This window comes from Streptomyces sp. NPDC048338, from assembly GCF_043201055.1.
Lineage (GTDB): Bacteria > Actinomycetota > Actinomycetes > Streptomycetales > Streptomycetaceae > Streptomyces.
This window is the reverse complement of sequence record NZ_JBICYQ010000002.1, coordinates 289744-310294: the sequence shown is the minus strand read 5'-3', so window position 1 is coordinate 310294 and position 20551 is coordinate 289744. Positions and strand designations below refer to the sequence as shown.

At 72.7% G+C, this 20551-nt stretch carries 11 protein-coding genes; 7 read left to right on the top strand and 4 right to left on the bottom strand.

The window, feature by feature from the left end:
- The coding region (locus ACGFZF_RS05895; RefSeq protein ID WP_393551285.1) for a hypothetical protein at positions 1-473 on the bottom strand (473 nt) is incomplete at its 3' end.
- 638 nt (positions 474-1111) lie between these two features.
- The gene (locus ACGFZF_RS05890) at positions 1112-3814 is read right to left on the bottom strand and encodes a LuxR C-terminal-related transcriptional regulator (RefSeq protein ID WP_393551284.1); all 2703 of its coding nucleotides are present in this window, start codon (positions 3812-3814) and stop codon (positions 1112-1114) included.
- Between the two features lie 115 nt (positions 3815-3929).
- Between ACGFZF_RS05890 and ACGFZF_RS05885 the strand changes: the two genes are divergently transcribed.
- The 3 genes from ACGFZF_RS05885 (at position 3930) to ACGFZF_RS05875 (ending at position 9340) form a co-directional block, all read left to right on the top strand.
- Positions 3930-4457, top strand: coding sequence for an ATP-binding protein (locus ACGFZF_RS05885; RefSeq protein WP_393551283.1), 528 nt, complete (start codon positions 3930-3932; stop codon positions 4455-4457).
- Between the two features lie 269 nt (positions 4458-4726).
- A complete protein-coding gene (locus ACGFZF_RS05880) occupies positions 4727-5608 on the top strand; it encodes an SDR family oxidoreductase (protein WP_393551282.1) in 882 nt (293 codons plus the stop codon).
- 258 nt (positions 5609-5866) lie between these two features.
- A complete protein-coding gene (locus ACGFZF_RS05875; RefSeq protein ID WP_393551281.1) occupies positions 5867-9340 on the top strand; it encodes an NB-ARC domain-containing protein in 3474 nt (1157 codons plus the stop codon).
- 42 nt (positions 9341-9382) lie between these two features.
- Here ACGFZF_RS05875 and rph read toward each other — a convergent pair whose 3' ends face one another.
- On the bottom strand, positions 9383-11980 hold the full coding sequence (rph, locus tag ACGFZF_RS05870; protein WP_393551790.1) for a rifamycin-inactivating phosphotransferase: 2598 nt from the start codon (positions 11978-11980) through the stop codon (positions 9383-9385).
- A 599-nt stretch (positions 11981-12579) separates the two neighbouring features.
- Here rph and ACGFZF_RS05865 point away from each other — a divergent pair.
- From ACGFZF_RS05865 to ACGFZF_RS05850, 4 genes are all read left to right on the top strand, one after another.
- Positions 12580-13188, top strand: coding sequence for a TetR/AcrR family transcriptional regulator (locus ACGFZF_RS05865; protein ID WP_393551280.1), 609 nt, complete (start codon positions 12580-12582; stop codon positions 13186-13188).
- The gene (locus tag ACGFZF_RS05860; RefSeq protein ID WP_393551279.1) at positions 13185-14225 is read left to right on the top strand and encodes a DMT family transporter; all 1041 of its coding nucleotides are present in this window, start codon (positions 13185-13187) and stop codon (positions 14223-14225) included. Before ACGFZF_RS05865 ends, ACGFZF_RS05860 begins: the two co-directional genes overlap by 4 nt.
- Before the next feature lie 203 nt (positions 14226-14428).
- Complete coding sequence (locus ACGFZF_RS05855; RefSeq protein WP_393551278.1) at positions 14429-16858, top strand: SpoIIE family protein phosphatase; 2430 nt, start codon at positions 14429-14431, stop codon at positions 16856-16858.
- 196 nt (positions 16859-17054) lie between these two features.
- Positions 17055-17240: a hypothetical protein gene (locus ACGFZF_RS05850; RefSeq protein ID WP_393551277.1), complete on the top strand. Its 186-nt coding sequence runs from the start codon at positions 17055-17057 to the stop codon at positions 17238-17240.
- Between the two features lie 166 nt (positions 17241-17406).
- On the opposite strand, the gene ACGFZF_RS05845 is transcribed toward ACGFZF_RS05850, so the two are convergent.
- Positions 17407-20457, bottom strand: coding sequence for a BTAD domain-containing putative transcriptional regulator (locus tag ACGFZF_RS05845; protein WP_393551276.1), 3051 nt, complete (start codon positions 20455-20457; stop codon positions 17407-17409).
- Between the last annotated feature and the right edge of the window lie 94 nt (positions 20458-20551).

The following is a 20551-nucleotide window of genomic DNA, read 5'->3' as shown; positions in this document are numbered from 1 at the left end:
GTGCCGATCAGACCGCGACCCTTCGACGCGCTGTAGTACAGAATCCGGTCACCACTCAGCGCAGTGATCTGCGTCCAGTCCTTCGCGAACGACCCGTCGGGGATGACGGTCACATCCTTCAGAACATTGCCGCTGTCGATGGTGCCGATCAGACCGCGACCCTTCGACGCGCTGTAGTACAGAATCCGGTCACCACTCAGCGCAGTGATCTGCGTCCAGTCCTTCGCGAACGACCCGTCCGGAATGACGGTCACATCCTTCAGAACATTGCCGCTGTCGACCGTACCGATGACCCCACGGCCCTTGGACGCGCTGTAGTACAGAATTCGATCCGACATCACGTAGCCCTTCCGCACCGCGTCCGCGCCTGCCGACCACCAGAGGCGACGTGCCGGTGGAGCCCTTCGGATGGCATCCTCGCCCGGCGGCGTTCCGGCATGGCGGCATCGCTCGCCAGAACGGCAGATCGCCATGGAAGTCAGGGGCGGCGCTGTGCAGCCACTCGTTCGACCTGCCCCCTCGGAGAGCCTCCGAATGCCGGCGAGGCAGGCACCGGGCTCTCCTTCAATTATCGCCGTGGCCTCGAAATACGCGAGCCGGGACCCTCGTCGTGGCGAGGTCCGGCCGCGTCAACCCGCTGACACGCTCCGGTAGTTGTCACGGCCCACTCCGGACCGTCCGGCACCGCGGCGCCGGCCTGGGGGGTGAAGAGGCGAGTACCGCTCACGGCCGAGAAGACGGCGAGGGCGGCCGGTCGGCCGTCGACGTGTGTCGCTCGCCGTGGTGGGCCTGAAGGAAGTGTCCGGCTGATGCTGCCGTTGCGAGGCGAGGGTTTTCGGCCACGGCGCCCGGGCCCGGCAGCGCTCCGGGGAGACTGAGGAAGGTCATCGGGGTGGCCTGTGCCGGGGCTCGGTGGTGGCTGACCGATTCCCCCGGGCAACGGCCAGGCGCGCGCCCGTGGGGGATGGGCGCGCGCCCGCTGTGTTGCCGAAACACCGGGGCGAGCCCCGTTGCAGCGCCGCATGGGGGTGGAATGCGGCGCTGCCCGGACCGATCGTGGCGTGAAATCTGCTATCGGAGCATCCGGAGGCGGGGGTTTACGGATACCTATTCAACTCGACGCCGCTTCCAGGGCGTCCGCGAGCTGCTGGCGGGAGTGCACACCGGTCTTCTGCAGGGCACGGGCGACGTGCTGCTCGACGGTGCGCGGGGAGAGGTGCAGCGTGGTGGCGATCTCGCGGTTGGACATGCCGGCGGCCGCCAGTTCCGCGACTTCCGCCTCGCGGGGCGAGAGAAGGTCTCCGTATCGGGGGCGACCGGGCGGCCGGCGTTCCGCGGCGGGCTGGTGATGGCGCAGGTCGGCGCGGATGCGGGCGGCGTCCCAGGTGGCGCCGAGCGTGTCGAAGACGGTGGCGCAACGGGTGAGCTCGGTGACGACGGTGCCGCTGTCGTCCTCGAGGGTGAGGCGGCAGCGGGCGGCGGCCGCTGCGGTGAGGGCCTGGTGGTAGGGCCGGGGCAGTCCGCGGTAGGCGGCGGCGCCGGTCTCGTAGAAGTCCACGGCCTCGGCCGTCTTTCCCGTCCGCTCGGCCAGGATGCCCCTGGTCCAGGCGAGGGCGGCCTCCGCGGACGGCGCGTCCCGGCCTTCCAGGCCTGCGGCGAACTCGTCGGTCATCGCGGCGGCGGTGGCTTCCTCCCCTGCTCGCAGGGTCGCCTCCACGGCCCAGGGTGCGAGTTCCGCGGCCCAGGACCAGATCCCCTTGCTCCGCAGCCGCTTCCAGGCGGCGGTGGCCTCGGCGGCGGCGCCGGCGAGGTCGTCGTGGGCGAGGGCCAGTCTGATCAGGGCACCGGACACGGTGGCCGAGACCGGCACGGGGCCGGTGTCGAGGTCCGCGGCTTCCGGACCGGTCAGGTGGGTGACCGTGTCGGCCCACTCTCCTCGGGAGAGGGCCAGCAGTCCGAGGACCATACGGGCATCGGAGGCCAGGTAGGGCATGTCGCCGGCCTCGTCGGCGAAGGCCCTGGCCCGGTCGGCGAGGCCGGCCCACGCCCCGGTCGCCCAGTCGAGGACGAGGGTGCAGCCGCGGCCGGTCCGTTCGGCGTAGGCCGCACCGCTACGAGCGGCCAGAGCGACGCCTTCGGCCAGCAGCGCCCGCGATTTCTCGTAGTGGCCGAGCCAGACCGCCGCGTCCGCGGCGTTGCACAGCCCGCGGGCCGTCTGCTGGCGGCAGCCGACGAGCCTGCTGTCACGAGGCAGACGCTCGACGAGCTCCCATGCTGTCGGATCGCCCGTGTTGAGCAGGACGCTCACCCGGTTCGCCGCGACCGCGGTCTGCACGACCGGGTCTCCCGACTCCTCCGCGACCGCCACGGCACGCTCGATCCAGACGACGTGCTCGGTGAGGGAGGGGCCGGGTCCGTAGGGCATCGCCAGGGCGGACATCGCCCGGGCCTGCGGCACGGGCCTGCCTTCCAGCTCGCCCACCGCGCGGGTGAGCTCGGCCCGCCCTTCGGTGACCTGCCCCATCTGGTTGCACTGGAGGAGCCCGAGGTCCAGGCGGATCTCGCCCCGCACTCCGGCGGGAAGCCCGGAGTCGGCCACGATGTGCCGGAGGACCTGGAGTGTCTCGTCCGAGCGCAGGCCCACCACGGCACAGCGGGCGAGCAGCGTGGCGAGCCGGGACCGGGCCTGGCCCGGGACGGGGCCCGTGGCCAGCGACGACTCCAGCAGACTCACCGCCCGCTGCTGCTCTCCGGCTTCCTCGAACCGCTCGGCGGCCCGCTCGACGGCGTGCAGCCACCCCCGCTCGTCGCCGCAGGCGAGGCGATGGGCGGCCACGCGTTCCCAGTCGACGGGCTGGCGCGCTGCGAGCAGGCGTCCGCTCCGCCGGTGCAGTACCTCGCGATCGGGCCCCGTCGCCGCGGTGCGGACGGCAGCGGCGGCGAGCGGTGAGGTGAAGCCGTACCGGCCGTCGCCGTGCTCCTGCAGGACGGCGGCCCGGAGGGCCGCGGCCAGGGCGTCGTGGGCCGCACGGCCCGTGAGACCGGCCACGGCGGCGAGGTCGCGGGACGTCGCGGGCTCGTCGAGAACGGCTGCGGCGCTCACGATCGGCCGGTGTTCCTCCGGCACGGCGGCGGTGCGACGCAGCACCAGCGCCTCCAGCCGTGGAGGCGTGCCCAGGCGGTCGAGGGCGACGGGAAGCGGTTCGCCCGCGGCGCTCGGCGACCACGCGGCCAGTTCGTCGAGCAGGTCGGTCAGAGTCTGGGCGACGCCGCCGGAGACGCGGTGCAGGCGGTCGACCAGGTCGGCCGTGCAGCGGTCGGCTCCGAGCACGGCCTCGGCCGTCACGCGCACGGCGGTCAGGTCGAGCGGCGCGAGGACGTGCCGCACGACGGTGAACGTGGCGGGAAACTCGGTGCCGGGGCCCAGGACCAGCCCGGGCGCGGCAAGCTCCTCGGGGCGGTAGCTCAGGACGCAGGCGAGGTGCGGGGGCGGGTCGGCGAGCAGCCGGCTCAGGCTCGCGACGTCGGCGGCGCGGGCGCGGTGGACGTCCTCGGCGACGAGCAGGACGGGCCCGGTGCGGGGCAGCGGCGCGTCCGGAGTGCTACGGGTCGTGTGGGTCGTCCGGTGCACGGTCGCCGGCAGGTCCGCCGTCAGCCGGTGCACGAGGCGGCTCTTGCCGGTCCCGGCGGCGCCCTCGACGAGCAGGAGCAGGGGCCGTGCGGGGGCGTCCTGCGCGAGAGCCGCTTCGAGGCGCCTGCGCAGCGTGACCTCGGCGTCGCCCGCTGTTCCGGGGAGGTCCGGGTTGGCTGTCACGAGTCCTCACGCGCCTCATCGTTGATTGCGTATACGTACTCAGTCTGCCCTGATTGCCCCGCGCTCCGGTCGGCGGGCACCGTGGAGTCTGTCAGGCCTCGTCGTCCGCCGGACGGTGGGCCCGCCGCCGACGGAGTCGGCTGCCAGGCAGGAGTCCCGCGTGAGAGACGTGACGTGTTCGAGCCGCGGTGGGGCGCGCCCGGGGCAGGAGCCGCTGGGAACGGAGCCCTTCGAGCGGGTGACGTCCGGTTCCGGATGCGTCCTGGCCGTGGCCGTACTCCCTGCGTGTCCGCGAGCCGTGCCGTGCCTGCGTCGGCTGATGACGGGGGTGGCGCGCGCCCGCCGCCTGTCCTCGGCGGCGGAGGAGGCGCTGGGTGTGATCGTCAGCGAACTGGCGACCAATGCCGTCCTGCACAGCGGCAGCCCCGATCTGGTGGTGGCGCTGGAGGCCGACGACCACTCGGTGACCGTCGGGGTGCGCGACCACGGGCGGTGGCGGGAGCGCAGCGCTCCGCGCTGTGAGGCGGTCGACATGGATGTGGAATTCGGCCGGGGGCTGGACCTCGTCGACGCCTACGCCGTGGACAGGTCCGTGCTGTGCGACGCCCGGGGCACGCTGGTGCGGGCCGTGATCGCCTTGTGACGCGGGCACGAGCGGGTACGGGATACGAGGTTCTCCGTCGGCCCGGAGACCGAGTGCTCCGGCCACAGCCACGAATGGCCGAAGCCGACGGAGCACCGCTTCGCGACGGCCGAATGGGCCCTCGGCGCGCAGCGGCACCGACGCCGGCCGGGCGCCCGCGGACCCGGCTCGCTGCCGCGGCGCCCGCCGGTCCGCCCCAAGGTGTCGCGAGCGGCGTGGTCCGGAGGTCCGTGGTGGACTGAAGGCTTCGGCTGCCGAAGGGAGACGCCATGCACGAGCGGGTACTGCGCGGCCGGGTCGCCGTCGTGACGGGGGCGGCGCGGGGCGTGGGGGCCGCGCTGGCACGGGAGCTGGCCGGGGAGGGCATGCGTGTGGCCCTGCTGGGCAGGGAGTGCGAGACCTTGCACGCGGTGGCCCGCACGCTGCCCGGAGAGGCGCACTGCTACGCGGTGGACGTGACCGACAAGGCGGGCATGGCGCGGGTGGCCGAGCAGGTGACGGACGACATGGGCCCGGCCTCGGTCGTCGTCGCGAACGCGGGTATCGCCGCGACGGGTCCGTTCGCCACCGCCGATCCGGACCTGTGGGAACGCGTCGTGAACGTCAACCTCCTCGGCAGCGCCACCACGGCGCGCGTCTTCCTGCCCCAGCTCGCCCGGACCCATGGGTACTTCCTCCAGATCGCCAGCACCGCGGCCTTCGGGGCGGCGCCGATGATGAGTGCCTACTGCGCCTCGAAGGCGGGTGCGGAGTCGTTCGCCCAGTCGCTCCGCGCGGAGGTCGCGCCGCGGAGGATCGGCGTCGGCATCGCGTACCTGCACTGGACCGGTACGGCGATGACCCAGGACATCGACGAGAATCCGGTGCTGGTGGCGCTCCGCGCCTCGCAGCCCCGCTTCGCCGGACGGGTGCACGACGCGGCGCAGGTCGCCCGCTGGCTGCGCCTGGGGGTCGAGCGGCGCGCGACCAGCGTCTACTGCCCTCCCTGGCTCCGGCTCATGGAACCCCTGCGCCCCCTCTTCCCGTTCGTCGTCGCCCGTGTGGCCCGCCGTGCCCTGGCGCGCGTCGACCCGGCCGCCGTCGAACAGTCGGCGGGGGTCCTGGGCGCAGGGGGCGCCGCCGACTGGCGCGGTGGGCGCGTACCGCCCTGACGGTGCCGGAGCGGCACGACGGCATCTCCGCCGCCCGCTCGCCCGCGACGCCTGCGTCACAGCCCGGTCGACGGCCGACATGGGCCGCGCCCCGGAAAGCCGTGACCCGATCCGCCGCGAGCTCCCTCTGCTCGCCGGCACCACCGGCTCGTGACGTGCGTGCCGTCGTCCCGCGCGTCCGGCAGTCGAGCCATCGGCCCCGTCCCGGATTGAGCGAAACCGGTGGCGGGGGTAGGGGCGCGACGGAATGATCCCCCCATGGGGCGTTGGGGGCGTTGGACCGCGGGTGTCGCGATCGCCGTCTGTGCGGCCGGGGCCATGTGGCTCCTGCTCACGGCCGTCTCCGACGGGTGGGGCCAAGCGGATCCGGTGGCCAGCGTCTTCGGCGGCCTGGCAGGGATCTCCGCGCTGGCCATCACTCTGCGCCAGGGCAACGGAGCACGCGACGCCGGCGAGAGCGATCCCCCGCCTCCCGCCGCGCAGGGTGTCCCGGACTGGGTGGTGAACCGGAACGAGGTCGACCAGGTCGTCGCCGCCGTCTGCCGGCGCGACGGGCAGGGTGCTGTGGGGATCACCACCGGCCTGCAAGGAGCCGGTGGATTCGGCAAGACGACCCTGGCTCTGATGGTGTGTGCCCACCCCAAGGTGAGGCAGCATTTCCGGGAGCGGATCTACGTCGTCAAGGTCGGCCGGGACGTCCGCGGCAGAGCGGCCGTCGCGGCGAAGGTCGCGGAGGCGACCCGTTTCATCACCGGCGACACTCTCGAGGTCGGCACCGATCCGGACAAGGCCGGGGATCACCTCGGCCGACTGCTGAGCCGGCGCCCGCCCACGCTGCTGGTGATCGACGACGTCTGGGAACCGGAGCAGCTGGACCCCTTTCTGCGCGGGGCGAGTGACCGCTGCGTGCGCCTGGTCACCACACGCCGACCCAGCATGCTGCCGCCCAGCGCCACGCACATCAAGGTGGACCGCATGTCGCCTGAGCAAGCCCGGGCGGTCCTCACGCACGGTCTGCGTCCCTCGCTGCCCCAGGAGCTGGTCGATGATCTGGTACGAGCGACCGGTCGGTGGGCGCTGTTGCTGCGTCTGATCAACCAGGTCATCGCCGCCCAGGTGTCCACGGGGGCCGACACCACGGCCGCCGGTGAAGCGGTGCTGGAAAGACTCCGCGACGCGGGTCCTGCCGGCGAGGACCCGCAGGGCTTCCTGGACCTCGATGATCCGGACCGCCGCAACACCGCGGTGCGGGCGAGTATCCGGGCGGCGACCACTCTCCTTCCGTCCGAGGGCGACCGGCGCTTCGCCGAGCTCGGCGTGTTCGCGGAGGACGAAGCGATCCCGCTCCCCGTGATCGCGCTCCTGTGGAGGGTCACCGGGGGACTGGACGAGGCGAGATCGAGGCTGCTGTGCAAGCAGATGGCGGATCTGTCGCTGCTGACGATCGATGCCGGCGTCCCCGGCGGAGCCGTCGCTCTGCACGACGTCGTGCGCGACTATCTGCGCGCCGAACTGGCGTCGGACGTTCCGGCGGTGAACGCCGCGCTGCTGAGCGCGATCGCCGCCACCCTCCCTCCTGATCCGGCCGCCGGCGCGGCGTGGTGGGAGTCGTCCGAGGGCTACGTTCAGGACCATCTCATCGAGCACCTGGTGGATGCGGGGCACACCGTGCAGGCGGAGGCCGCGGCAGGCAGTCTGCTGTGGGTGCGTGCTCGGCTGCATCAGCGGGGCCCGACCGCGATCTGCCGTGATCTGGAGCGCATCGGCACCCGCACCGCGCTGTCCTTGTCGAGGCAGCTGGCGCGCGCGGCCCACCTCCTCTCCCCCACCAGTCCGAGCCATGCCCTCGACGCGATCCTGTGCAGCAGGATCACGGATGCGCCGCACTGGGACCCTGCCGCGCTGCTCGCGGTCGCCCCCGCTCTGGTCAACCGATGGTCCCCTCCCGACCTGCCGGACCCGGCGTTGATCCGCACCCTGACGGGTCATACGGAATACGTGAACTCCGTCGGCGCCGGCCCGGACGGCGCCTGGATCGCCACGGCCGGCAACGACAAGAGCGTCCGTATCTGGGACCCCGCCACCGGCACGACCCTGCGGAGTCTTCGCGGCCACACAGGATGGGTGACCGGCGTGGCCATCAGCCCCGACGGCACGTGGCTCGCGACAACGGGCGACGAGGGCACCATCCGTCTCTGGAACCCGGCCGCCGGAACCGCTCTCCGCACACTCGACGGACACACGGCAGCCGTCAACGCAGCGGCCGTGAGCCACGACGGCAGCTGGCTCGCCAGCGCCTCCAACGACAAGACGGTCCGGATCTGGGACCCCGCCACCGGCAGGCTCCTCCGGACACTTGAAGGACACACGGGCTGGGTGACCGACGTGGCCATCAGCCCCGACGGCACATGGCTCGCCGGCGCCGGCAACGACCGGACCCTCCGCATCTGGGATCCGGCCACCGGCAGCCTGCTGCGCACACTTGAAGGACACACGGCAGCCGTCAACGCAGTCGCCTCGGGCTCCGACGGAACGTGGCTCGCCACCGCGAGTGGCGACAGGACCGTCCGCGTCTGGGATCCGGCCACGGGCACGCTCCTCCGCACACTCACCGGCCACACGGATTGGATCAGGGCACTCACCGTCAGCCCGGACGGCTCGCGGATCGCCTCCGGAAGCGACGACAAGACGGTCCGGATCTGGGATCCGGCGACCGGTGAGTCGTTGAGGACGCTCACGGGCCACACCGGTGCCGTGAACGCGGTCGCCTTCAGCCCGGACGGCACGTGGCTCGCGACCGCCGGCAACGACAGGTCCATCCGTATGTGGGACCCGGCCACCGGCACCCCGATCGAGACTCTGACCGGGCGTGCCGGCGCCATCACCACGGTGGCGGCCGGCGCACGGGGCATCCTCGCCACGACCGGCGAGGACGGCATCGTACGCAGTTGGGACGCGTCGACGGGTACGTGCGTCGACACCTGGACCGGTCACACGGGCGCGGTCAACGCCGTGGTCTTCAGCCCCGACGAGGTCTACCTCGCGACGGCCGGGGACGACGACACCATCAGACTCTGGCTGACCTACGCCGGGAGCGCCGTTCGAACCCTGACGGGGCACACGAGTGCGGTGAAGTCGGTCGCCTACCATCCCGATGGAACCCTGCTGGTGAGTGGGGGTGACGACGGCGTGGTGCGCCTCTGGGATCCGGCCACGGGGGACTCCGTCCACCGCTTCTGGGGCCACCGTGGCGCGGTCAACGCCGTGGCGTTCAGCCCGGACGGCAGCTGGTTCGTCACCGCGGGCGAGGACGCCACGGTTCGGCTGTGGGACCCCGACACGGGGTCCCACGAGCAGCTGCAGACCGGGCACGTGGGTTCGGTGGAAGTACTGATCGTCGGTGCGAACGGCCGGCAGATCATCACCGCAGGCGACGACGGCACCGTGCGGATCTGGGACATGGCCACGAGTACGGTGACGAGGACCTTGAGGGGACACGGCGGCGCGGTGACCTCGGTGGCGATGAGCTCCGACGGCGCACGCATCGCCACGACGAGCATCGACGGTGCGCTGCTCGTCTGGGAAGCCGGCAGCGACGAGCCACTGACCATGATGCGCACGGACTCCCGTCTGATGTCCTGCGCCTGGAGCCGCGATGGTTACGCCCTCTTCGCGGGCGGCGGGGAAGGCCTGTTCTGCTACGACTTCCAAGCCGGGTCACCCACCGTGTGAAGCCGTCGTGCCCCGCCGGCCCGGCATCCTGGAGGCCTTCGGTCAGGACAGGATCTCGACGTACCCGTCGGTGCCGTGCACGCGGATGCGCTGCCCGTCGCGGATCAGCCGGGTGGCCTGCTCCACGCCCACGACGGCCGGCAGGCCGTACTCCCGGGCGATCACCGCGCCATGGGTCATCAGGCCGCCCACCTCCGTCACCAGGCCCGCGATACCGACGAAGAGCGGCGACCAACTGGGGTCCGTGAAGGGCGTGACCAGGATGTCGCCCGCTTCGAGATCGGCGTCCGCCATGTCGAGGATGACGCGGGCCCTTCCCTCGATGGTCCCGGCGGACACCGCCAGGCCCGTCAGGGCGCCGGCCGGTACGTCGTCGCGCCGGTACGAGCCGGTGACGGCCTCACCGTCCGACGTGAGCACCCGGGGCGGCGTGAGCGCGTGGTACGACCGGAACGCCTCCTTGCGCTGCTGGACGAGCCGGCCGTCCACCCGGTTCGAGCGCGCGACGTCGTGGAACTCCTGGAACGTGAGGTAGAAGACGTCCTCCTTCTCGACGAGCACACCGGCCCGTTCGAGGCGCTCGGCCTCCTCCAGCAAGGCCTGCTTGTAGACGAAGTAGCGGCTGATGATGCCGTACTTCGGGTACTCCCGGTATCCGATGAAGGTGCGGACCCGATCGATCATCCGCTTGGTCTCGTCGGCCTTCCGCTCCCCGTCCGGCAGGGCGCGGAGGCGTGCCAGCACGTCCTGTTCCTTCTTCTGCGCCTTCTCCCGCCCTTGCTCGAAGCGCCGTTCGGCGGCGCCCGGGTCGAAGTTCCTGACGTTGTCGAGGATCACGGGCACGAGCGTGGAAGGGCGCTCGCGCCAGCGCGGCCTCGTGATGTCGATCTCGCCGACGCAGCGCACGCCGTACCGGTCGAGGTAGGTCTCGATGGCGTCGCGTGCTTCGGTGCCGCCCGGGAGCTTCGGCAGCTCGTCCAGGAACCCGTCGTCCACGACGCCCTGCAGGAAGGCCACCACCTCCGGGTGCGGGCGGATCACGTCCGCGACGTCGAGCAGCGCCAGTCCCATCTCCGAGGTGATGTTGTCGGGGGCCGACAGCGTGAGCGTGTCAGCCGCGTTCTTCTCGCCCAGCCACTCCCCCAGCTTGTCGTTGAGCCACCATGTGGACTCCATCCCCGCCATGATCGCCTGAAGGCTCAGCGGATCGCCGAGCACCCGCTTGTGTTCCTCGAACGCCTCCAGCAGGTAGTCGAACAGCGCCGGTCCGCTCTTCGTCCTGATGTCGCGCTCCAGGGCTGCGACGGACACCTCGCTGCGCTCGATCAGCTCGGTGACGACGGCCGGATCGGTCTCGATCGGGGCGGGCGCACCGGCGGCCGGAGGTCCGCCGGGAACCGCGTCCGGGAGCGACGGGATGAAATCGTCGCGTTCGAGGACGGTCTCCAGCGCGTCCCTGACCAGCGGGTCCCCCTTCCCCACGGCGTCCAGGAGGGCCGCGCGGCTCGCGGGCGAGGCCAGGCGCCGGGTGACGTCGACGAACAGCCTCCCGCCGGCCTCGTGCATCGGCACCATGGCCGTCAGCTGCCACATGGAGAACCCCAGGGGCTTCATGGGGTCGGTCATCATCTGCCCGTGGCCGACGGAGACGTAGACGTGATTCTCCTGATCGCCGGTCTCGGGGATCGGGAACAGCGTCGTGATCGGCCGGCTCTGCACGATCCGGAAGTCGTCGTCGACCAGGCACCATTCGATGTCCTGCGGGCGGCCGAAGTGCGCTTCGATCCGTCGCCCCAGCCGCACGAGCCGTACGACCTGTTCGTCCGTCAGGGCCGGCTGCTCCTGGAGCTGCGGGGCGATCGCCACTTCCTCCGTACCGCCCGCCGGCAGGGCGTGAACGGCACGCTGTTTGGCGCCGATCGTCCTGGCGACGACTTCGCCGTTCCGTACCCTGAAGACGTCCGGGTTCACCAGGCCGGAGACCAGGGCCTCGCCGAGACCGAAGCCGGCGTCCACGGTGGCGACCTTCCGGTCGCCGGTGACGGGGTCGGCGGTGAACAGGATGCCGGCCGCGTGCGAGAAGGCCATCCGCTGCACGACCACGGCCATGTGGACCGTGCGGTGGTCGATGCCGTTCCGCCGGCGGTAGGTCACGGCTCGCTCGGTGAACAACGAGGCCCAGCACCGGCTGACGTGCTGGAGGATCGCCGTCGCCCCCACGACGTTCAGGTAGGTGTCCTGCTGGCCGGCGAACGAGGCGGTCGGCAGGTCCTCCGCCGTCGCGCTGGACCGGACGGCGTAGGCGGCTTCCTCACCGCACCGGGCGAGCGCGCGGGTGATCGCCGTCGCGAGGTCGCCCGGGACGGCGGTCCCTTCGATGGTCCGGCGAATCCGCGCGCTGAGCGTGCGCAACGCCTCCCGGTCGTCCGCGTCCACGCGCGACAACCGGTCGAGCAGATCGTCGATCGACGGCGCTTCCGCCATGACCCGCCGGAAGGCGTCCGTCGTCACGCAGAAGCCGCCCGGCACGTGGACGCCTTCGATCCGGGACAGTTCGCCCAGGTGCGCGCCTTTGCCGCCGACGATCGCGACCTGCGCCGCGTCGGCTTCCTGAAGGTCCAGCACGTACTGCTCGATCACTGCGGTACCTCCGAGGCTGCCGTGCTCCGTGTCACTGCCGTGGCCGATCGGGTCACCGGCACCTTCCCCTCCGTCGAACCTGTTGTCGCGCACGTCCCCATCCCTCGTCGCCTTGCCTCTGGCGGGCCGGCCGCCGCGCCCCGATCGGACGGCACGCCGCGCACGCACCCCCTTATCGAGCACCCGTGGCCGCCCTCCGGTCCCGCCACCGTTCGACGTCACCACATCCCGCGGACGTCGACAACGAGACACACACGTCGTGACCCCGTTTCCGCAGGTTGTGGGCGTAGGCCGACGATTGTGCGCCCTGACCGGGGCCTTGTGGCAAGCCCCCCGGTGCGCTATAAGTTGAGAGCGGCAAGGAGACAACTCTCCTTGCCTTTTGCATTTTCCGCGTCCGTGGACCGGCGGGCGCTCCGTGCCCTGTGTGAACGACTCCCCCTCGACACGGTCGACCTCGGCGTCCGACCCCCCGGCCCACGACGCGGCGATCCGTCCGTCGCGCTCGCCTCACCGGCCCCCTTCGCACGCTCAGCGTCCCTGGACGTGCGCTGCCTGAAGATTAGGTAGACTGGTCTACCTAATCAAGGAGGAGTGGCATGCCCGAGACCGCCCCCGCGACACCGCAGCCCGCGAGACGGCGAGGAGCCGCGCGACAGAAGCTGCTCGCCGCGGCCGCCCGGCGCTTCTACGCGGACGGCGTGTCGGCCACCGGCATCGACGCGATCACCGCCGAGGCGGGCGTCGCGAAGATGAGCCTGTACAACAACTTCTCCTCCAAGAACGAACTGGTGCTGGCCTACCTCGACGCTCGGCACGAGGAATGGCTGGGCCTGTACCGGGACCGGCTCGAGGGCGCCCGGGACGGCCGCGACGGAGTACTGGCGGTCTTCGACGCCTACGCCGACCATGCCCGCTCCGCCTACGAGCGCGGATTCCGTGGCTGCGGACTGCTCAACGCGGCGGCCGAACTGCCCGCCGGGGACGAGGGCCGGGACGTGGTGCGCCGTCACAAGGAAGAGGTCGAGGCCCTGCTCGCCGAGCACGTCGGGCGGCTGGTGCCCGACCGGCCCGAGGAAGCTCGCGTCGCGGCCGAGCAGTTGGCGTTCCTGCTGGAGGGAGCGATGGCACGTGCGGGCCTCGAGGGCTCGGCAACGCGGGTCGAGCATGCCCGCGCGATGGCGGCCGACCTGCTGGAGCGGCTGTGAACGGGCCTGATGGACGCAGGACCGCGTCCGTGGGCATGGGGTCGGTGTGCGTCCTGGCCGCCTCGCTGCTGTGGGGCACGACCGGCACCGCCGCGACGTTCGCCCCGGCCGTGGGACCGCTGGCGATCGGGGCCGTCGCCATGGGCCTGGGCGGGCTGCTCCAGGCCCTGATCGCCGCGCCCCGGATCCGGCGCGAGGCCCGCCGCCTGCGTGCGCGGCGTGGTGCGGTGCTGCTCGGCGCCCTGGCCGTGGCCGCGTACCCGTTGGCGTTCTACAGCAGCATGCACCTGGCGGGGGTAGCCGCCGGAACGGTGGTCTCGATCGGCTCCGCCCCGCTCGCCTCCGCGTTGATCGAACGGGTCGTCGACGGCCGCCGTCTCACCCGTCGCTGGATCACGGGGGCAGTTCTGGGACTGTCCGGAACCGTCCTGCTCTGCGTGGCCGAATCCGCCGGAGCGCCCTCCGGTCCCGGAGCCCGCTCCGCCGGCACGACCGTGCTCGGCGTGGGCCTCGGCCTGGTCGCCGGGCTCACCTACGCCCTCTACTCCTGGGCGGCGCATCGCCTCATCCACCGCGGCGTGAGCTCCGCCGCGGCCATGGGCAGCGTCTTCGGGATCGGCGGAGTGCTGCTCCTCCCCGTACTCCTGGCCACCGGCGCCCCCCTGCTGGAGTCGTGGCCCAACGCGGCCGTCGGTGCCTACATGGCCCTCGTCCCCATGTTCCTCGGCTACGTCCTGTTCGGCTGGGGCCTCGCCCAGGTCCCGCCGAGTACCGCCACCACGCTGTCCCTGCTGGAACCCGCCGTCGCGGCCGTGCTCGCCGTCCTCGTCGTCGGCGAGCACCTCCCCCTGCCGGGCTGGGCAGGCATCGCCCTGGTCGTCGGCTGTCTCGCCGTGCTCACCACTCCCTCCCGCGGCAAGGCCGAGCGCCGAGCGGTCGCCGAGCGGCCCGCCCCTGCGCCCGGCGAGGAGGGCGCGCACCGGCCTCATCGCGCGGCGGTCGAGGACAGGGACCGCGCGACCGCAGGAGACCGCTGAAGCCCGTCCGGGCGAGGGCGACGTCGCCCGGCGACGATGCGGAGCAGGCTCTCTCGCTCTCCGATCCTGATCGCCCGCAAGGTGGCCGCCGGGGCCGCGCTGGTCGTGTACCCCGAGCGGCGACTCGGCGTGTCTCTTTACCGAGTCGGGCGGGCCGATGCGACCACAATAGGGCGATCATCCCGAGGTGCTCCGGAGGTCTCATGAACGGTCCCCGCCAGGCCGACCCCAGCCCGCCGACGCCGTTGGACGGGACCGTCGCCGCCGTGGTGGACCGCAACGGCATCCTGGTCTCGTGGACCCCCGGAGCGGCGCGCCTGCTCGGTCACCAGGGCCCGGATCCAGCGCCTCTGGGCCGTCGGGCACGGGATCTGGTCGCCGTGCGCCGCCCCCTCGGGAGACCCGAGCCCTGCGGGGGCGCCCCGGGCGGCAGGGTGCTCGGCCTGCGCCGTCGGGACGGCGGCACCGTGGACGTCTGGGTGCGGCTCATGCCTCTCGCCTCGCACCCCGGGGGTGACGGCGTCCTCGTACTCGGCCTCCCGATGGACACCCTGGCGGACTGGCGCGACAGCCTGGCCATCGGGTTGGCGGCACTGCGGCAGGAGGAGTTCCAGATCACCCTTCACGACAGCGACCTGCGGGTGCGGCGCAGCAGCCCGGAGGTCGCCCGTGCGGGGCGGCTGAGCGCGGGCGGGGATCTGCTCCGCGAGATGCCGCGGCTGGGTGGGGAGGGATCCGCGAGCGACGTACTGCGTGAGGTCATGGCGACCGGAGTGTCCGTGGTGGACGAGTCCGGTCTCCTCCGTGGGGCCAGGCCGGACGCCCGGGACCGCGTCTACGCGCTGACCGCCGCCCCCGTGCGCGACCTGTGGGGGCGGATCGACGGGGCGTTCTCCTCGCTCATCGACGTCACCGAGCGCTTCCGGTCGGCGGACCGGCTGGACCTCGTCTACCGGGCCTCTCGCGGAATCAGCCGGAGCCTGGTGGTCGAACGCATCGCCGAGGACCTGGTGGACTTCCTCGTGCCCGCCCTCGGTGACCTCGCGGCCGTGGAGTTCTTCGAAGGGCTCGGTTCCGGCGCGGAGCCGCCTCGCCGTGTGGAGGGCCTGCGCGGCGACTTCCGGCGCGCGGCCGTGAAGAACCTGCACGGCCCCTGGCCCGACGACCAGGTGGCGGTGGGCGAGTTGCTGCCGGATGTCCCCGACGGGCCCGGCTTCCGCAACCTGGAGCGAGGGGACGTGCTGGTCGGCAACGGGCCCGGCGACTACCTGGAGTTCCTCGGCAACGGCCCTGGCGTGCGCCGTATGACTCCCACGGGCGCGCACGCGTCCATGGGGGCCGCGCTGGTGGCGCGCGGGCACGTCCTGGGGTACGCCCAGGTGTTTCGCGCGCGGCGGCCGTACCCCTTCGACGGGCAGGACGCGAAGCTGATGAAGGAGATCATGAACCTCGCGGCCCTCGCCATCGACAACGCCCGCCGCTACACCCATCAGCGCCGTACGGTGGCGGCGCTGCGCAGCAGTCTCCGGCCACCGGTCTCGGGCAGCACCGCCGCCGTGGACACGGCCGGCTTCTTCCAGGCGGCCGCAGGGGACACGGGTGTCGGCGGGGACTGGTTCGACGCACTCCCGCTGTCGTCGTTGCGGACGGCGCTGGTGGTCGGTGACGTCATCGGCCACGGGTTGCCCGCGACGGCGACCATGGCACGGCTGAGGACCGCGATCCACACGCTCGCCGATCTCGACCTCGGGCCCGACGAGTTGCTGACCCGGCTGGACGACCTGGTCCAGCGCATGGCCGCCGAGGCGGAGCACCCCGACGCCGTCGGCGCCACCTGTCTCTACGCGGTCTACGACCCGGTGACGCGGCTGTGCCGGTTCGCCAGCGCGGGCCATCCTCCACCGGCCGTGGTCGCTCCCGACGGGAGTGTGACCCTGGTCGACGTCACGCCGGGCCCGTTCCTCGGGGTCGGCGGAATGCCGTTCGAGATGGTCGAGGTCGAACTGGCTCCCGGCAGCGTGATCGCTCTGTACAGTGACGGGCTCCTCACCGGTGACGCCGCCGGCGCGGGCTCCGGCAGTGCCGTCGACGCCGATCTGATCGCCCGCCTGCGCGACGCGTGCCGGCCGGGGCGGCCGTTGGAGGACGCGGGTGCGGATCTCGCCGCCTCGGCCGCCCACGGTCGTCGGCACGCCGACGACACCACCGTGCTCCTGGCCCGGACTCGGGCGATCGCCTCCGCCGACGTGGCCGAGTGGGAGTTCCCCAACGATCTGGAGGCGGTCGCGCGGGCGCGACGACTCGTCAGCGCGCAGCTGGTCCGATGGGGTCTCGACGATCTGGTCTTCACGACCGAACTCGTGGTCAGCGAACTGGTCACCAACGCGATGCGCTACGCCGGCGGTTCCGTCGGTCTGCGCCTGATCCGTGACCAGGTGCTGGTGTGCGAGGTCACCGACACGAGCAACAGCCACCCGCGGCTGCGCAGGGCCGTCAGTACCGACGAGGGCGGGCGGGGTCTGTTCCTGGTGGCTCAGGTCACGTCACGTTGGGGCAGCCGCTACAGCGACTCGGGGAAGACCATCTGGACGGAGCAGCCCGTCTCACGGCGGCAGGAACCCCCGCAGCCGTGACCCGGTCGGCCTTGCGTGGGGTGGCCGTTGCTCCCCCACCGACCGGTGGGGGTCCTGGATGGTCCGATCCGGCTCGCATCGACACGCTCTATGTCAGTGCTGTGACGTTGCCGGATCGATTGTGTGCGGATGTCGCTCTTCGGCAACGCGCCGTCACGACCCGTCCCCTGGGCGCGACTCGTCCCGTTTGCGGCACATGACGAAGCATGCACACGAACACGACGAGTACGTCTCCGGAGTCCGTGCCGAGCTTCTGGGCGACGACTGGGCGGACGCACCCGACCCCGCCGACCATGAGCACGTGATGTGCCCGTTCTGCGGAGCACTGGAAGAGGCCGACCGGAAGGCCGGCCGCCGGACCGACCGGAAGCCCAGAAGGTGACGACGCCCGGCTAAGGGCTGTCGGGCACTGACCGCCGCGGAACCCGGGGGCGCGTGGAGCCGCCGGGTTCGCGGTGCGGGCGGGTTCGCGGTGCGGGCGGCGTGGTGCGGGAGTCGCCGAAGCGGAACTCACGCCATCGCGGCCGGCGGACGCGCTCCCCCGCCGGTCAGCCCATGTCGCTGAGTCCGTCGCGTGCCAGGCCGAACTGCCGTGGGTGGTCGCCGGCTCCGGGCAGCGCGAGGGCGGCCTGGAACTCATGCCGCGCCTCGGTGCGGCGGCCCGCCGCCGCGTAGGTGCTGCCGAGACGGATGCGGACCTCCATCTCCAGGCCGGCGCTCGCGTGCGGGGTGAGCGCGGCCAGGGCCCGGTGGTGGGTCTCGACCGCGGCGTGCAGCCTGCCTTCGAGCTGTTCCACGGTCGCGAGGCGGGACAGGCTCGCGGCGCGCAGGGGCAGGTCCTCGGCCTCGCGGGCCAGTTCGGCCGCCCGCCGCAGTAGGTCCTTGGCCTCCGTGTACTGGCCGAGGGCGACGTGGGTGTCGGCGGCGAAGCACAGGACGTTGCTGATCGTTCTGGGCCGGCCGTTCTTCTCGGCGATGGCGAGGGCGGCCGCGTTGTGCTCGAACGCCTTCTCGTGCCGGCCCTGTTGGGAGCGGATCGCGCCGAGGCTGCAGAGCGAGATCCCGGCCAGCCAGCTGTCGTCCAGCCGGGCCGTCAGGCTCACCGCCTCGTCCAGGTGGGTGACCGCCGCCTCGATGTCTCCCAGCATCCATGCGGTGACGCCCGTCCCGGCGATCGACCGGGCCCTCTCCCGCGGGTCGCACCGATCGCCGCCGTGACGCAGCGCTTCGGTGAACCAGGTACGTGCCCGGCGGAGCCGCCCGAGGTAGAGGTCGACCATGCCCGACCAGTTGCGCAGCGACACGGGCATCCGCCGGTCGGTGGCCAGGTCCGCGCAGGGCAGCGCAAGGTCCAGCGCGGCGCGGCACTCGTGGTACTGACCCTGCCGGACCAGGTATTCGATCAGGGCTTCGGCGATCCAGCAGGCCTCGTCGAACCGGTCGGCGGCCGCCGCGTAGGCCACCACGTCGACCAGTTCTCCGCCCGCTGCGTGCAGCCATGCCGAGGCTTCCCGCCAGCTGCCGAAGAGGGACGTCGTGACGTCGGGGCCGGTCGAGAAGCCCTCGGGGCCCCAGTCACCGGCCATGCGGCCCGCGGCCGTGTAGAGCCGGAGCACGGCTGCGCGGTCGGCGTCCGCCTGCTCGGGCGCCTCGCCGGCGAGGCGCCGCGCGTGGGCCCGTACGAGATCGTGCAGCCGGTAGCGGCCGGGGTGCGGCTGCTGCAGCAGGCTCGCGTCGACCAGGCCCTCCAGGAGATCTTCGGCGTTCTCCCGGGAGTCGCCCAGCATCGCCGCGAGGGTGAGCGCGTCGAATCCGGCGGTCGGCACCAGTCCCAAGGCACGGAACGTGCGCTGCTGTTCGGGCGTGAGCTGGTCGTACGACATCCGGAAGGCGGCTTCCACGCTCCGGTCCTCGGCGCGCAGCTCGCCGAGGCTGCGCGCGTCGTCCGACATCCGGCCGGCCAGGAAGGCCAGGCTCCAGGACGGTCGGTTCTGGAGCCGGGCGCTCGCGATCCGGAGCGCCAGGGGCAGGCCGCCGCACCGCCGGGCGAGCTCGAGAGCCGCCTCGGGCTCGTGGTCCGCGCGGGGCTCTCCGAGGAGCTCGCGGAGCAGGCCGACCGCATCGCCCGTGCCCAGGGGCTCCACGGTCAGCCGCAGATCGGCGTCGAGGCCGGGCAGCCGCTGCCGGCCTGTCACCAGGACCCGGCTCCCCGGTCCCGCGGGCAGCAGGGGACGCACCTGCTCGGCGCTGCGGGCGTCGTCGACGACGACCAGCAGCCGGAGTGAGCTCGTGGCGGCGCGCCAGGCCGTGACCAGGTCGTCCAAGTCCTCCGCGTCGTGCGGGGCGTCGGGGAGCGCGTCGCCGCCGGCGCGGACCGTGCGGAGCAGCCGGCGCAGTGCGCGTCGCGGGCCGCCCCTCTCATGGGGGGCGCCGTGCGCGTGGAGGTCGACGAACAGGCACCCGTCGGGATAGGCGTCGGCGAGCGACCAGGCGGCGCGCACCACCAGGGCGGTCTTGCCGACCCCCGCCGTGCCGTCGACCGCGACCACGGACACGGCCGTCGGGGACATGGGCGCGGTGAGCAGGGCGAGTTCGCTCGCGCGGCCGACCAGACAGGCGGTGTCACCGGGGAGGTCGCTGTGACGGGCACGGGGAACGACGGCCTGATCGGACCCGTCGCCGAGCCGATGTTCCGGCACCGCTTGCGCGAGGTCCGGCACCGCTTGCGCGGGCGGGTTGCTCCGGGGCGCGAGGACGGCAGCCGCGTGCGGTCCCGCCGCCCGGCCGAGCAGCAGCCGGTCGTCGCGGCGCAGGACGGCCTGGTGGACTCCACGCAGTTCCTCGCCGGGCTCGACGCCCAGGTCGTCGAGGAGTCTCCGCCGCGTCTCCTGGTGGACGGCAAGCGCCTCGGCCTGCCGGCCGCTGCCGTAGAGCGCCCGCATCCGCAGTGCGGCGAGCGGTTCGTCGTGCGGCTGGGCCAGGGGCGCGGCCAGGAGTTCGTCCAGCGCGTCCGGGTAGCGGCCGAGCGCCAGCAGGCATTCCGCCCGGTCCTGGTGCAGCGTGCGTCGCCGGCGGGCGAGGCGCTGCCGCTCGCTGTCGGCCAGCGGACCCGGCAGGCCGGGCAGGGGTTCGCCGCGGAACAGCTCCAGGGCCCGACCGCCGAGCTCCAGTGCGGTGTCGAGGTCTCCGGTGACCTTCGCCTGCCGGGCCAGGGATGCCTCTTCGGCGAGCTCCGCGAGGTCGGTCCGCGCTTCGGCGGGCACGAACCGGTAGCCGCCGCGTCCGCTGTGGATCACCGACCGGTCGGGCCCGGCTGCCGCCGCGTCGAGCGTCTTGCGCAGCGCGTAGACGTAGCTCGGCAGGACCTGACGGCCCGTAGCCGGCGGGTCCGCTCCCCATACGTCGGCGAGGATTTGGTGATGGGTGACGAAGCTCGGCGCACGCAGGATCAGGGCGGCGAGCACCGCCTGCCGTCGTATCGGGCCGAGCGCGAGCGCCGTGTCGCCGCGCCGGGCCCTGACCGGCCCGAGCAGGTCGATCCGCAGGTCCCCGTTCGTCGCCGCCCCGCTTCCGCCGGATCCCCGTGCGTGTACGCCCACAGCCAAGCCCCCGTGTCCCCTGTGCCTGCTCACTCTCTCAAATCCCTGGTTCATGCGGATTTCATCGGCCTTGCAGCGCCTCGCGGAAGAGTCT

Coding starts and splice junctions, on each gene's coding strand:
- ACGFZF_RS05865 (WP_393551280.1), top strand. CDS start 12,580: ATGCCCGAGACCGCCCCCGCGACACCGCAGCCCGCGAGACGGCGAGGA.
- ACGFZF_RS05850 (WP_393551277.1), top strand. CDS start 17,055: ATGACGAAGCATGCACACGAACACGACGAGTACGTCTCCGGAGTCCGT.
- ACGFZF_RS05880 (WP_393551282.1), top strand. CDS start 4,727: ATGCACGAGCGGGTACTGCGCGGCCGGGTCGCCGTCGTGACGGGGGCG.
- ACGFZF_RS05875 (WP_393551281.1), top strand. CDS start 5,867: ATGGGGCGTTGGGGGCGTTGGACCGCGGGTGTCGCGATCGCCGTCTGT.
- ACGFZF_RS05855 (WP_393551278.1), top strand. CDS start 14,429: ATGAACGGTCCCCGCCAGGCCGACCCCAGCCCGCCGACGCCGTTGGAC.